Source organism: Pseudomonas sp. QL9, from assembly GCF_041409665.1.
GTDB lineage: Bacteria > Pseudomonadota > Gammaproteobacteria > Pseudomonadales > Pseudomonadaceae > Pseudomonas > Pseudomonas knackmussii.
Genome location: NZ_CP166971.1, coordinates 4,666,098 through 4,680,066, shown reverse-complemented (window position 1 = coordinate 4,680,066; position 13,969 = coordinate 4,666,098). Strand labels below are relative to the sequence as shown.

General features: G+C 66.3%; 13 protein-coding genes. 5 read left to right on the top strand and 8 right to left on the bottom strand.

Features of this window, described 5'->3' with window-relative positions; genetic code table 11:
* Positions 1–30: 30 nt before the first annotated feature.
* The gene (locus ACA097_RS21825) at positions 31–411 is read right to left on the bottom strand and encodes an MliC family protein (protein ID WP_371365951.1); all 381 of its coding nucleotides are present in this window, start codon (positions 409–411) and stop codon (positions 31–33) included.
* A 100-nt stretch (positions 412–511) separates the two neighbouring features.
* The gene (locus ACA097_RS21820) at positions 512–1,921 is read right to left on the bottom strand and encodes an amino acid permease (protein WP_160287828.1); all 1,410 of its coding nucleotides are present in this window, start codon (positions 1,919–1,921) and stop codon (positions 512–514) included.
* Between the two features lie 340 nt (positions 1,922–2,261).
* Here ACA097_RS21820 and ACA097_RS21815 point away from each other — a divergent pair, with 340 nt between their 5' ends.
* Positions 2,262–3,047, top strand: a complete 786-nt coding sequence (locus ACA097_RS21815) for a helix-turn-helix transcriptional regulator (RefSeq protein ID WP_371365949.1) — start codon at positions 2,262–2,264, stop codon at positions 3,045–3,047.
* Between the two features lie 334 nt (positions 3,048–3,381).
* Here ACA097_RS21815 and ACA097_RS21810 read toward each other — a convergent pair.
* Together ACA097_RS21810 and ACA097_RS21805 are read right to left on the bottom strand one after the other, a co-directional pair.
* Positions 3,382–4,523, bottom strand: a protein-coding gene (locus ACA097_RS21810; protein ID WP_371365441.1) for an IS3 family transposase whose coding sequence is annotated in 2 segments (ribosomal slippage) — positions 3,382–4,271 and positions 4,271–4,523 — 1,143 coding nt in all. Because the reading frame shifts where the segments join, the coding sequence is not laid out codon by codon here.
* A gap of 84 nt (positions 4,524–4,607) precedes the next feature.
* The gene (locus ACA097_RS21805; RefSeq protein WP_371365947.1) at positions 4,608–4,898 is read right to left on the bottom strand and encodes a GIY-YIG nuclease family protein; all 291 of its coding nucleotides are present in this window, start codon (positions 4,896–4,898) and stop codon (positions 4,608–4,610) included.
* A gap of 494 nt (positions 4,899–5,392) precedes the next feature.
* On the opposite strand from ACA097_RS21805, the gene ACA097_RS21800 reads away from it, so the two are divergent.
* Both ACA097_RS21800 and ACA097_RS21795 read left to right on the top strand, forming a co-directional pair.
* On the top strand, positions 5,393–5,566 hold the full coding sequence (locus ACA097_RS21800; protein ID WP_084166678.1) for a DUF1427 family protein: 174 nt from the start codon (positions 5,393–5,395) through the stop codon (positions 5,564–5,566).
* 22 nt (positions 5,567–5,588) lie between these two features.
* Positions 5,589–6,545, top strand: coding sequence for a zinc-binding alcohol dehydrogenase family protein (locus ACA097_RS21795; RefSeq protein WP_371365945.1), 957 nt, complete (start codon positions 5,589–5,591; stop codon positions 6,543–6,545).
* Between the two features lie 6 nt (positions 6,546–6,551).
* Here ACA097_RS21795 and ACA097_RS21790 read toward each other — a convergent pair whose 3' ends face one another.
* On the bottom strand, positions 6,552–7,340 hold the full coding sequence (locus ACA097_RS21790; protein ID WP_371365943.1) for a TenA family transcriptional regulator: 789 nt from the start codon (positions 7,338–7,340) through the stop codon (positions 6,552–6,554).
* 61 nt (positions 7,341–7,401) lie between these two features.
* Positions 7,402–9,858: an EAL domain-containing protein gene (locus ACA097_RS21785; RefSeq protein ID WP_371365941.1), complete on the bottom strand. Its 2,457-nt coding sequence runs from the start codon at positions 9,856–9,858 to the stop codon at positions 7,402–7,404.
* Between the two features lie 309 nt (positions 9,859–10,167).
* On the opposite strand from ACA097_RS21785, the gene ACA097_RS21780 reads away from it, so the two are divergent.
* The gene (locus tag ACA097_RS21780; RefSeq protein WP_371365939.1) at positions 10,168–11,268 is read left to right on the top strand and encodes a helix-turn-helix transcriptional regulator; all 1,101 of its coding nucleotides are present in this window, start codon (positions 10,168–10,170) and stop codon (positions 11,266–11,268) included.
* A 110-nt stretch (positions 11,269–11,378) separates the two neighbouring features.
* Positions 11,379–12,272: a class I SAM-dependent methyltransferase gene (locus tag ACA097_RS21775; protein ID WP_371365937.1), complete on the top strand. Its 894-nt coding sequence runs from the start codon at positions 11,379–11,381 to the stop codon at positions 12,270–12,272.
* A gap of 12 nt (positions 12,273–12,284) precedes the next feature.
* Here the strand turns inward: ACA097_RS21775 and ACA097_RS21770 are convergent, their stop codons facing one another.
* Both ACA097_RS21770 and ACA097_RS21765 read right to left on the bottom strand, forming a co-directional pair.
* Positions 12,285–12,887, bottom strand: a complete 603-nt coding sequence (locus tag ACA097_RS21770) for a DsbA family protein (protein WP_371370556.1) — start codon at positions 12,885–12,887, stop codon at positions 12,285–12,287.
* Between the two features lie 39 nt (positions 12,888–12,926).
* Complete coding sequence (locus ACA097_RS21765; protein ID WP_371365935.1) at positions 12,927–13,868, bottom strand: rhodanese-related sulfurtransferase; 942 nt, start codon at positions 13,866–13,868, stop codon at positions 12,927–12,929.
* Positions 13,869–13,969 lie beyond the last annotated feature (101 nt).

Here is a 13,969-nt window from a genome sequence, read left to right as displayed (position 1 = left end):
GCAGGTGCCGGGCTTCTTGCAGGTGCGGGATCAGCGCTCCCGACAGGCCACGCCGTCGGCCGGCTCGCCGCCCTTCCAGTCCTTGTACAAGGTGGCTTCCTGGCCCTTGGTCCACCACACGTACTGGGCCGCGGCGTACTTGGCGCCGGAGCCGGAGATGACGTTGGCGAAGACCAGGCTGGAGCTGTCGCTCACCGGCACCACTGCCAGGTGGTTATCACCCTTGTTCAGGTAGCGAACGCTGATGGTCCGGCCGTCGTCGCACTTGTAGTCGACGCTGCGCGAGTCGAGCTTGGCGTCGCCGGGCAGGGCCAGGGCGTCGGCCTGCGGCGCGCTCGCCTTTTCGCCGCCGCCACAGGCGACCAGCAGTACGGGAACGGCAGCAGCCAGCAGCCAGAATGCTTTTTTCATGAATGTCCCTCTGACGAAAAATGGCTCGGACACTCTAGACAACCCGACCGCTCCCCGGCAACGCCGCGCGCCCCGGCGCAAAGTCGGGGCGCGCTTGCATTCACTCGGCCAGGGCCATGCTCGGGCGAGCAGCCGGCGAACGCTTCAGGCGATAGCAGGCGAACATCACCAGCAGCCAGACCGGAATCGCGTACACCGACACCTGGATGCCCGGGGTGAGCAGCATCACCACCAGGATGAAGGCGACGAAGGCCAGGCACAGCCAGTTGCCGAACGGATACCAGAGGGCGCGGAAGAGGGTCTGCACGCCCCGGCGCTGCATGTGCGCGCGGAACTTCAGGTGCGCCAGGCTGATCATCGCCCAGTTGATCACCAGCGCCGCCACCACCAGGGACATCAGCAGTTCCAGGGCGCGTGCCGGCATCAGGTAGTTCACCAGCACGGCGAGGAAGGTCACCGCCGCCGACACCAGCAGCGCCCGCACCGGCACGCCACGTCCATCGACCCGCGCCAGGCTGCGCGGCGCATCGCCCTGCTCGGCCAGGCCGACCAGCATGCGGCCGTTGCAGTAGGTGCCGCTGTTGTAGACCGACAGCGCCGCGGTCAGCACCACGAAGTTGAGGATGTGCGCCGCGGTGCCGCTGCCCAGCAGCGAGAAGATCTGCACGAAGGGGCTGCTGCTGTAGGGATCGCCGGCACTGCTGAGGGTCTGCAGCAGGGTGTCCCACGGGGTCAGCGAGAGCAGCACGCCGAGGGCGCCGACGTAGAAGATCAGGATGCGCCAGATCACCTGGTTGATCGCCTTGGGGATCACCGTCTTCGGCTGGTCGGCCTCGGCAGCGGTGAAGCCGAGCATTTCCAGGCCGCCGAAGGAGAACATGATGATCGCCATGGCCATCACCAGGCCGGAAATGCCGTTGGGGAAGAAGCCGCCGTGGCTCCACAGGTTGCTCACCGTGGCCTGCTCGCCGCCGTGGCCGCTGACCAGCAGCCAGCTGCCGAGGGCGATCATGCCGACGATGGCGACGACCTTGATGATGGCGAACCAGAATTCCGCCTCGCCGAAGGCCTTCACGTTGAACAGGTTGATGGCATTGACCAGCACGAAGAACAGCGCCGCGCTGACCCAGGTGGGCACGTCCGGCCACCAGTAGTGGATGTACTTGCCGACCGCGGTGAGCTCCGACATGCCGACCAGGATGTACAGCACCCAGCAGTTCCAGCCGGAGAGGAAGCCGGCGAAGCCGCCCCAGTACTTGTGCGCGAAGTGGCTGAAGGAGCCGGCCACCGGCTCCTCGACGATCATCTCGCCGAGCTGGCGCATGATCAGGAAGGCGATCAGCCCGGCGATGGCATAGCCGAGCAGCATGGACGGGCCGGCCGACTTGAGCACCCCGGCCGAGCCGAGGAACAGGCCGGTGCCGATGGCGCCGCCGAGCGCGATCAGCTGGATGTGGCGATTCTTCAGGCCGCGCTGTAGCTGGCCTGCGTGCTGGGTATCACGCGACATTGCGTCACCTTTTGTTTTTATCTGTGACGGATCGGACCGCGCGGCTCGTGACCGCTCGGCATGCAAGGCTGGAGCGCTGCGACAGGCGACTGCAGGCGTTCGGGCAGGCGCCATATCAGCCGCTCGCCCGCGCCCGGACAAGCCTGCCCAACCGCGCCCTACCGGCCTTTGGAGCCGCTCCGGTGGCAGCTTTTCGTTACAGCCACGGCCACGCGCCGGTTCCGCCGGCCGTTGCGTAAAACCTTCGTTACAGAGCGGTGCGTTCGCTTTCCATGGCAGATGCATCCAGCCCCGGCCGCCGCTACCATTCGCCGCATCTCCCGACTGCCTCCGGTGATCAATGGCCCGCGCCACCCCGCCCGACCTCAGCGATACCCAGGTACCCCTGCGCGGCCTGGCCCGCAGCTACCCGCGCGGGCTGTACATCGAGCCGCACGAGCACGAGTGGGGGCAGGTGCTCTACGCCATGTCCGGGCTGATGTGGCTGGAAACCCCGCAGGAAGCGCTGCTGCTGCCGCCGCAGCGGGCGGTCTGGCTGCCGCCGGGCGTGCCCCACGGCATCCGCGTGGTCAGCGAGCTGCAGATGCGCAACATCTACCTGCGGCCCAGCCTGTCCGGGGTGCTGGAGGAGCGCGTGCAGGTGTTCGAGGTCGACGCCCTGCTGCGCGAGCTGATCCTGCGTCTGGTCGAGCAGGAAAAGCAGCCCGACCCGGAGTACTACCGCGCCCTCTCCGATCTCTGCGTGATCGAACTGCGCCGCGCCCGCAGCAGCCTGCCGCGCATCGCGCTGCCCGAGGACGACGACCGCCGCCTGCTCGCCCTGTGCCAGGCGGTGATGGCCAACCCCAGCGCGGAAATCCCCTTCGAGCAACACGCTGCCGGCGCCGGCGCCAGCGTGCGCACCCTCGCCCGCCTGTTCCGGCGCAGCCTGGGCATGGGCTTCGCCGCCTGGCGCCGCCAGGTGCAGTTGGCCACGGCCGTAGCTGCGCTATCCGCGGGTACGCCGATCAGCCGCATCGCCCACGACCTGGGCTACACCCCAGGCGCCTTCAGCGAGATGTTCCGCCGCGAACTGGGTGTGGCGCCTTCGGAATACCGGGCAACGGGGGCGGAGCTGCAGGATTGAGTGCAGTCGTCTGAGGATCTGCTCGCGTTGCTGGGTCCCCGCGTTCGCGGGGATGACGGAAAGAGGAACACCGCGCCCTCCCTCCGCGTCGTCCAAGCGCTCGCGGGGAGGGCGGTGGTAGGAAACCGCAGCTTTTCCCCACCGTCGTTCCCGCGAACGCGGGAATCCAGAAACCGCCACGCAGCCCCCTGGGATGCCATGCCCGCGCTTTTATGGGTCCCCGCACTCGCGGGAATGACGAAGGTGAGGCCCCGGCAGTCCCTCTCTCCACGTCGTTCCCGCGAACGCGGGAATCCAATGAAGTGGTCAAGTAAAACTGGACACTGGTTTAGGTCTATCCAGCCAGCTCTTCACGCCGTGCCGGTGTCTGGTAATCGTTGTGACTGTGTGGCCGTTGGTGGTTGTAGTAGTCGGTGACGTAACGCAGCACGTCGGCTTCCGCCTGGGGCTGATCGACGTAGCCGGAGGGCGGTATCCATTCCGACTTGAGGCTTCTGAAGAATCGCTCCATCGGCGCGTTATCCCAGCAGTTTCCTCGACCGCTCATGCTTTGCCGAATGCCGTAGCGCCAGAGCATTTGGCGAAATTCGAGGCTGGTGTAATGACAGCCCTGGTCGGAGTGAAACATCAGTTGCTGTGGCATGCCCCTGGCTTCGTAGGCCACCCGCAGAGCGCGCCCGGTGAGTTGTGAGTCGGGCCGGTTGGACATGGCCCAGCCGACGATCCGACGTGCATACAGATCCATCACGGCGGCCAGGTAGATCCAGCGGCCACCGGCCCAGATGTACGTCACATCCCCGCACCACACCTGGTTGGGGCGGCTCACATTGAACCGGCGCGCCAGCTCATTGGCCGCGATGGCACTGTGCTCCTTGGCAACCCGGTAGCGATGTTTACGGCGTTGTGTACTGACGAGCCCGGCCTCTTTCATCAACCGGGCGGCAAGGTAACGGCCTGCAGGAAAGCCCTCGTTGCGCAAGGCGGCCGATAGCGTTCGGGCACCGGCCGCGCTGCGGCTCTGGGCATGCAGTTCCACCACGCGCTGGCGTAACGCTTCTCGTCGACTGCAGACGCGTGCCTGCCGCTTTCGGGCCGCATAAACACTGCTGCGATTTACCTGGAATAACCGGCACAGTTCCGTACGCGAATACTGCTCGCCCAATGCCTCGACCAGCCTGACTAGTCGAGGGCGTCCGACATCAAGAGAGCGGTAGCCTTTTTTAGAATCTCTTTCTCCCGCTCCAAGCGGCGGACTTGCGCCTCCAACTCCTGAATGCGCCGCTGATCCTCTGTCAGCGCCTTGCTATGCGCAGGCGTCTGGCCGCCACGCTCCAGTTGCAACTGCGCCACCCAGCGACGCATCGCCGTGGGCCCCACCCCCATCGCCTTGCAGGCGGCCGGCACCGTATAGCCTTGATCCACCACCAAGCGGGCGGCTTCCAGTTTGAAATCTGGACTGAATGATCTTCTGCTCATGAACACCTCAGCTGTGGGCGAAGCTTAACGCCCTATCGGGGTGTCCAGAATCATTAGGCCACTTCACAATAAACAGGCATCACATCAGACGATCTCATCCCAAAGATCCCGCCAATCCGGGTTGAACGACTCGATCAGATCGAGCTTCCACTCCCGTCGCCATTTCTTCAGGCGCTTCTCGCGGGTGATGGCGTCCAGCATCGAGTCGTGCGCTTCGAAATAGACCAGGCGATGCACCTGGTAGCGCTGCGTGAACCCTTGTGACAGCTGATTGCGATGTTCCCAGGCGCGCCTCGGCAGATTGCCTGTGACGCCAATATAAAGGGTTCCATTTCGTTGGCTCGTGAGGATGTAGACCACGGGTTGGATTGGCATGGCACGGTTTCCAGAGGATGGAAGCCGCAACCTAATCTGCCGTTGATAGCTGCCCCACCGCGCGAAGCGGATCGAGACATGACATCACCTGGATTCAGTAGTTTCTGGGTCCCCGCGTTCGCGGGGATGACGGAAAAGGAAACATCGCGTGCTCCCTTCACGTCGTTCCCGCGAACACGTGAATCCAATGATCAGCGATCTCTTCCCGATACCGCCCTTCCCCCGGCAATTACCGGGTGATTCCCCTTCAGGCCAGCGCAAGCGCTGCTCGCGATGGAGCCGCGTCCCGCGTTCGCGCGGCATGACGGAAATTGGGGGGCCGTAGTCTCCCCCTCGCCGTTCCCGCGAACGCGGGAATCCAGTCAACACGCCCACGGACGCACCCTGCCCTCCGCGTCGGCGCAATCTGTCCGAAACTCCGAAGTCCTTGGCCGATGCCGCTTCGTCGGCAGACCTAGACTCATCGGCATTCCGCCACTCGCCCCGGAGTCGCCATGAACTACCTGATCTCGCTGGCCATCGGCATTGCCGTGGGCCTGCTTTACCACCTGCTCGACTTCCGCTCGCCGGCGCCGCCGCTGGTGGCGCTGGTCGGCCTGCTGGGCATGCAGCTCGGCGAAAACCTGCTGCCGCTGGGCCGCTCGCTGCTGCCCAACTGGTTCCACTGAATCCCTGCTCACGGAGTACGCCATGCAAGCCCTGCAATTCACCAAGACCGGCGACCTCGCCTCCCTGCAACACGTCGAGCTGCCCGACCCGGTCCCTGCCGCCGATGAAGTGCTGGTTGAGGTTCGCGCCGCCGGCCTCAACCCCAGCGACGTGAAGAACGTCCTTGGCCGCTTCCCCTACACCACCCTGCCGCGGGTGCCTGGCCGCGACTTCGCCGGCGTCGTGGTGAAGGGGCCGCAAGCGCTGCTCGGCCAGTCCGTATGGGGCACCGGCAAGGACCTGGGCTTCGACCACAACGGCAGCCACGCCAGCCTCTTGACCCTGCCAGCCCGCGGCGTGGCGTTGATGCCCAAGAGCCTGAGCTTCGCCCAGGCGGCCAGTTGCGGGGTGCCCTACACCACCGCGTGGGATGCGCTGGAACGTAGCGGCGTGAAAGCCGGTACTCGTCTGCTGGTGATCGGCGCTGGTGCGGTTGGTTCCGCCGCGCTGGACCTGGCCAAGGCCCGCGGCGCAGAGGTGCTGGCCGGCGTACGACGTGCCGAGCAGGCCGCCGAGCTGAGCGCCCACGGCATCCCCAGCCTGCTGCTGGACAAGCAGGAAACCCTCGGCGAAAAGGTCAACGCGGTGTTCCCCGGCGGCGCCGAGGTGATCTTCGATACCACCGGTTTCTGGCTGCCTGCCGCCGTCGCCGCACTGGCCACCTTCGGCCGCATCGCGATCATCGCTGCGCCGGTCGATGGGCACGTGCAGCTGCCCGCGCTGGCGCTGTATCGCCGTGGCGGTTCGGTGGTCGGGGTGAATTCGCTGCTCTATGGCAGCGAGGCCTGCGCACGCATGCTGGAGCAGTTCGGCCAGTGGTTCGACGACGGCCTGCTGCCGCGCCCCGAAGGCCTGCGCGAGTCGCCGCTCAGCGAAGGCCTGCTGCGTTACCGCGAGGTCAACGAGGGCAGCACGGACAAGAACATCCTGCTGCCCTGACGCGCCCTAGCCGACGACCAGCCGCCGCTCCGGGCGGCGGCTGACGGCGGCCTCCTCCATGGCGAGGCAGCTGTCGAGGAACACCCGCATGTAGCCGTAGCTCTTGCAGATGGCGTCGCGCAGCTGGGTCCAGCGCGCCTGGGTGATCTCCGTACCGATCAGGGTGCAGATGATCTCCAGGGCCTCCCAGGGATGGTCGTCGTCGTAGCGCGCATGCAGGCGCAGCCAGCGCATGGCCGGCTTGCGCAGGTCGGCCGGCAGCGAGTGCTCGTAGGTGTCGCTGGAGCAGACCACGCCCGACCAGTCGCCAGTGACACCTTCCACCGCGTAGTGGGTAGCCGCCATCGATATCGCCAGGTCGTCCGCCGAGCAGGTGTGCCAGCACCAGTGGCCGAGGGCGTGCATTTCAGGTGGCACGGCCTGGGCCTGCAGGTCTTCCAGGGTCACGCCGTAGGCGCTGGCCCAGTGCAGCCAGTGGTCGGCGTGATTGAGTTCGACGCGGATGTTGCGCATCAGCCAGCGACGCGCCATGTCTTCCCCGGCCGAGCGGCCGAAGCGCGTCTTCAGCAGGTTGTGCGCCATGTACTGGGGGAACTGCTCGACCACCGGCCAGCCGCCGATGAGGTAGGTCCGCAACGTGCTTGCGGAGAGTTGCGCATCGCGCATGCGCTGGTAGACCTCATGCCCACGCACCGCTTCGCGGGCGCTCGAACAGGCCTGAACCAGGTCCTGGGTCCACTGCGGATAACTTTCCACGTCCTTCAGCGGACCGATGCGTACGAAACTTTCGTTCATGCCTTTTCATCCCTGTGCATAGACGATGACGAGCACAGAGTAGAGGCCTGACCGAAAGATGTCACCGTCCGGAGGTTGTGTCTGACTTTTCCGTGAATTGCGTCAAAAGTGCGGAAGGTTGGCCGACGAAAGGCTGCGGCCTTCCCAGGTGATAGCCCTGGGCGTAGTCGATGCCGATTTCCCGCAGCACCTCGAGGATCTCCGCCGATTCGACGAACTCGGCCACCGTGCGCTTGCCCATGACATGGCCGATCTGGTTGATGACCTGGACCATGGCGCGGTCGATCGGGTCGGCGAGCATGTCCTTGATGAAGCTGCCGTCGATCTTCAGGTAGTCCACCGGCAGGTGCTTGAGGTAGACGAAGGACGACATCCCGGCGCAGAAGTCGTCCAGCGAGAAGCGGTAGCCCAGGGCCTTGAGGTCGTGGATGAACTGGGTGGCGCTGACCAGGTTGGCGATGGCGCTGGTCTCGGTGACTTCGAAGCAGATGCTCTGCGGATCCAGGCCATAGAGCGGCTGCAGCTCGCGCAGGTACTCGATGAAGCCGGCATCGCCGATGGTCGCGCCGGACAGGTTGATCGCACAGGTGGCGATCGGCTCGCACCCTGCCTCGCGGCGCACAGCCAGGGTCCTGAAGGCCTGGTTGACCACCCAGCGGTCGATCTGCGGCATCAGCCCGTAGCGCTCGGCCGCTGGAATGAAGTTGCTCGGCGCCACCAGCCGGCCGTTCTCGTCGTTCAGGCGCAGCAGCAGCTCGACGTGCTCGCCCTCCTCCCGGCCCGGATCGACCGCCCGGATCGGTTGCGCGTAGAGGCAGAAGCGATCCTCGTCGAGGGCCTGGCGAATGCGCTGCACCCAGGCCATCTCGCCGAAGCGCATGGACAGCTCGGTGTCGTCCGGGCTGAACACCTGGACGCGGTTGCGGCCCTTCTCCTTGGCCAGGTAGCAGGCCATGTCGGCGCAGCGCAGGGCCTCCTCCACCGAAACCAGCATGGCCGATACGTGCACCACGCCGATGCTGACGGTGATGTTGAAGGGGCGCTGGTCCCAAACGAAGTACAGGGCTTCGACGGTATTGCGCAGGTTTTCCGCGATCTTTTCCGAGACGTCCGGCGGGCAGTTCTCCAGCAAGACTCCGAATTCGTCACCGCCCAGCCGCGCCAGGGTGTCGCTGTCGCGCAGGCACCCCTGGAGCAAGCTGCAGACCTGGCGCAGAAGTTCGTCGCCGGCGGCATGCCCGCAGGTGTCGTTGACCAGCTTGAACTGGTCGAGGTCGAGGTACATCAGGCTGTGCCGGTCGTCCATGTGCGCGCTGCGCTCCAGCGCCTGCTGCAGGCGGAACTCGAACTCGCGGCGGTTGCTCAGCCCGGTGAGCGCGTCGTGGGTCGCCTGCCAGGACAGGCTTTCCATGTACTGCCGCTCGCGCGTCATGTCGTGCAGCACCAGGGCCGCACCGACGATGCGGCCGCCGACGCGGATCGGCGTCCCCACCACGGTAACGGCCACGCTGCTGCCATCCAGGCGCTGCAGCACCTTGCTCGACTCGCTGCCGGCTTCGACTTCGCCGCGCAGGATCTGCCCGACCAGCGCGAAGTCTTCCACCTCGGAGCCCTCGTCGAGCATGCGCAGCAGCGACTTCAGCGGCAGGCCGATGGCCATGCCGCTCTCCCAGCCGATCATGCGCTCGGCGGCCGGGTTCATGGAGGCGATGCAGGCGAACTCGTCGATGGTCACCACCGCGTCGCCGATCGCCGCCAGGGTGGTCTGGGCCTGCTCGCGTTCGCGGTCCAGGGCGCTGCGGAACGCACGCTGCTCGGCCAGCAGCTTGCGGGTGCGCCAGACCGCCAGGAGGATCAGGGACAGGCCACTGAGCACGTTGGCCACCAGCAGCAGCTTGGCGACCGAGCGCGACCCCTGCCCCAGTGCGGCGGAGAAGGCGTTGGAGGCCGGCGCGATGGCTTCGCTGATGCGCAGGATGCCCTGGTTCCAGTAGTCGAGGTCGCCTGGGCTGACCTTTCCGCCTTCGATGCGTGCGTGCATGTCGCGGGCGATGGCATCCAGCTCGTCGAGGTAGCGGTCGCCCACCTCCCAGTAGTGCACCGCATCCTTGAAGTAGCTGAAGTCGTGGAAGTAGCGGTACAGCCAGGTGATCGCCTCGACATCGTCCGGGTGGTTGCCGCCGGCGAGAATGCCGCGGCGTGCGAGGTCGAGGTCCGGCTGCGGGCGGTCCAGGGCGATGCGCAGTTGGCGGTCGCCCAGCGGCACCGCGATGGATTGCTGGTAGCGCTGGTAGTCGAGCGGATCGCGGGTTTCGCCATAGCGCCGCAGGTACTCGATGGCGCGCATCTGGCCCTTGGACCAGAGGCTCTCGCCGCCCACATAGGCGCGCACCCCGGAGAGCAGGTAAAGGCTGCCGACGCCGAGCAGTCCCTGCAGCAGGACGACGACTATGAATGGCCACACCAGTTTCAGCAGTTGCGAGTTCTGGCGACTGCGACTCAGTCCTGATTCACCCATGGATCTTGTTGGATTCCTTTCGTTGCGCTGCAGATTCGGCCGAGCGAGTTCCTTCGACGCCGCGAGACCGATGCCAAAGGGCTTCCGGCTCTCCCTTACTCATAGTCGATGGGGCCGATAGCACAAGTGCCTTGGGCCCTGCTCCCTCCCAACGGTTAGGACGGACTGCCCTGCGCGCGGGGCACATGCGCGAAGGAGGACGAGCGGCCCGATCGGCAGCAGACATCCTGCTTTTCAGTTCCTTGCGACAGTTAAGGCCATGTGCCATATCTCTGCACGGTGGAAAGCCGCCCCGGACGGGAGGTGCACGTGCAGGAAAAGGACATCGCCAATCGCTACGAGCGCCTGGTCGGCCTGAGCTACGAATGCGTGCTGGACCAGGATGCCTGGCTGCCGCTGCTGCGCGCGCTGGTCGACGACTGCGGCCGGCAGATGGGCGCGCTGCTGTTCTGGGACCAGCGCGAGAATGGCCCGCGCGCCAGCGAGCTCAACCTCTGCGACCCCGCCGTCATCAGCGGGTACAACCGCGAGTTCCATGCCATCGACCCCTCGCGCGGCTTCATGCTCAACCGCCCGGTCGGTGACTGGTATCACGACGCCCGCGACTACGGGCTGGCGCAGATCGCGCGCGATCCTTACTACCAGGAGTTCCACCGCCCCCACGGCATGCTCAATGTGTCCTGCCTGAAGCTGCACGAGCAGGCCGAGTCGGGCATCTACCTCTCGGTGCTGACCAGCCTCGATGCGCCCTACCCCGGCCAGAACGAGCAGCGCCTGCTGCAGCGCCTGAGCCCGCACCTGCTGCGCGCGGCGCGCATGTTCGAGCAGGTCAACGGCCTGCGCCGCGAACTGGCCACCCGCGACCTGCTGCTCGACCTGCACCCCGCCCCGCTGTGGCTGCTCGACGGCGACGCTCGCGTGCTGTTCTGCAACCAGGCCGCCCAGGCGCTGCTGGCGCAACCCAGGGCACCGCTGCTGGAACGCTTCGGCCGCTTGCTTGGGCGCGCCTGCAACACCGGCCTGCAGGCCCTGATCCGCCAGGCCGCCGGCCAAGACGGCAAGCGCCGCGCCGGCTGGCTGCGCCTGGACGCCGTCGAGGGCGAGCTGCTGGTCGCCCCGGTCGCCGCCGAAGCGGCCTACAACCGAGCATTCCAGCGTCCCCTGGTGTTGTTGACCTTGCCTCGGCAGGCCGCATCGGGCTCCCTGCTGGCGGAGCTGTTCGGCCTGACGCCGGCTGAGCGGCGACTGAGCGAACTGCTCGTCCAGGGGCTGACCGTCGATGAATGCGCGCAGCACCTGCAGGTGTCGATCAACACCATACGCACGCAGCTGCGAGCCCTCTTCCGCAAGACCCACACCCGCCGCCAGAGCGAGCTGGTCAACCTGCTGGCGCGCCTGGGCAAGGCCTGAGGCGCCACTCGTCCGCCACCGTAGCGGCTTCATTCGTTCGAATGATGGCACCGGGCCCTGCGCCGGCTAGGTTCAGACCTGGAACGCCATGGGAACGACAGAGGCTGCACATGGACAAGTCGAGCGAATCCAGCCCTTCGCTGGAAACCCTCATCGGTCATCTGGAACAGCACGCCGGCGAACGGCCGGGCGATGACGCCGAGCTGCTCGAACTGGCTCGCCAGGCGCTGACCCGCTATACCCGGCAATTGAGGGTCATCCCCTTCCCCTCGCGCGGCCAAGCAACCCCCGCACCGACGCCGCGTCACGGCAACACCTACCTGCTCGATTATCTATATGGCATCGGCGATGGGTCGGCCAACCAGCTGGGCAGCGGCAACCGGGGCGAACTGCAGCGCTATGCCCGCGAGGGCCTGGCGCCCAGGGCGCTGCGCACACGGCGCCTGCGCCTGGCACAGGCGATCGACAACGCCTGCGAGCGGCACGAAGGCCGCGCACGCATTCTCTGCATTGGTTCCGCCCACTTGCGTGAAGCGGAGCTGTCCAGCGCGCTCTGCCACAAGCGCTTCCAGCGTTTCGTCGCCCTCGACAGCAGCCCGGAGCATCTGCAGCAGGTAGAGCGCAATTACGCCTGGCTGGGCGTCGAGACGCTTTATGCGTCGGTAGGACAGTTGCTGGCCGGTGTCGCCGAACTGGATGAGTTCGACCTGATCTACAGCGCCGGTCTGGTCGAGCAACTGGACGACTCCAGCGCCGAGCAGCTCACTCGCCAGCTGTTCCGCCACCTGGCGGTCGGCGGCCGCCTGCTGCTGGCGAACTTCCAGCCCGGCGTGCCGAACATCGCCTATCTGGAGGCCTTGCTGGACTGGCGACCGCGCTACCGCGACGACCAGGCGCTGCTGAACCTGCTGCTGGGCGTTCCCTACAACAGCATCGCCAGCGCCCGCGTGAGCCACGACAACGGCAAGTGCATCGGTTTTCTCGATGCGATCCGCTACGGTTGAGCGGCGCGCGACTCAGCCTTGGCGGCCACGCTCCAGCCAGCGTTCGAGCATCGGCGCCAGCTCTTCCAGCGGCTGGTAACCGTTGGTCAGCAGCGCCAGCTGGCCGTTGCGCTCGGCGAGCAGGGTCGGGAAACCGGCGATGCCCAGGTCGCGCGCCCAGGAGAAGTCGGCCTGGGTGGCCAGGTGGTTTTCCTGGCTGTCGAACAGCTCGGCGAACTCGCTGCGCGGCAGGCCAACGCTTTCCGCAAGGTGCAGCAGTTCCGACGCTTCGGTGACATCGCCCCCCTCGGCGTAGAACGCCTGCTGGATGGCTCCAGCCAGGGCCAGTGCGCTGGGCTCGTTCAGGCTTCGCGCGGCGACCACCGCCCGGCAGGCCGGCTCGGTGTCGTAGACGAAGCCGTCAGGCAGCGCGCCTTCGAAGCGGAATGCCTGGCCGGTGGCCAGCTGCACCGCCTGCCAGTGTTCGAGGATGTAGCGCCGGGTCGCCGGGTCCAACGCCGCGCCGTGGCCGGTACGCAGGCCACCCAGCACCAGCGCCGTCGGCACGCCAGCAGCGGCCGCCTGCTCGATCAGCGCCTGCGCTACCGGAGCGAAGCCCCAGCACCAGGAGCACATCGGGTCCATCACGTAGAGCAGGCGGGCGTTGGCCAAGGATCAGTCCTCCAGGACAGCCTGCCGCGGGTCGCGGCCGATGGGATGGGGCTGGTTGCGCAGCTTGGCCAGCTCGATCTGCTTCTGCCGCTCGCGGGCGCTGGCGCGGGTCTTCTCCGACAGCGAGTTCCAGCAATGCGGGCAACTGATGCCCGGCGCGTAATGCTCGGAGGCGCGGTCCTCGGCGGAAATCGGGTTACGGCAGGCGTGACACTGATCGTAGTCGCCCTCAGAGAGGTCGTGGCGCACGGTCACGCGGTTGTCGAACACGAAGCAGTCGCCGCGCCACAGGCTGTCGGCCTCGGGCACTTCCTCCAGGTACTTGAGGATGCCGCCCTTGAGGTGGAAGACCTCCTCGAAGCCCTCGCCGAGCATGTAGCTGGACGCCTTCTCGCAACGGATGCCACCGGTGCAGAACATGGCGACCTTCTTGTGCTTGGCCGGGTCGTAGTGCGCCTTGACGTATTCGGGGAATTCGCGGAAGGACTTGGTCTTGGGATCGACGGCGCCTTCGAAGGTACCGATGGCCACTTCGTAGTCGTTGCGGGTATCGATCAGCAGCACCTCCGGATCGGAGATCAGCGCGTTCCAGTCCTGCGGCTCGACGTAGGTGCCGACCCGCTGGTTGGGGTCCACGCCGGGCACGCCCAGGGTGACGATCTCTTTCTTCAGCTTGACCTTGGTGCGGTAGAACGGCTGCTCGTCGCAGTACGATTCCTTGTGGTCGACATCAGCCAGGCGCGGATCGGTGCGCAGCCAGGCGAGCAGCCCGTCGATACCCTCGCGGGTGCCGGACACGGTGCCGTTGATGCCTTCCTCGGCGAGCAGCAAGGTGCCTTTGACACCATTGTCCAGCAGGGTCTGCAGCAGGGGTTCGCGCAGCGCAACGTAGTCCGGCAGGGAAACGAACTTGTACAGCGCCGCCACGACGATAGAGCGGGTCATGGGGTACATCCTCCAGTGGTCGCCCGCGTAAAGGGCGGACCGGTTCAGAAAAGACAACGCCGGCACTGGGTGCCGGCGTTGGCGCATTCTACCGCAACGAT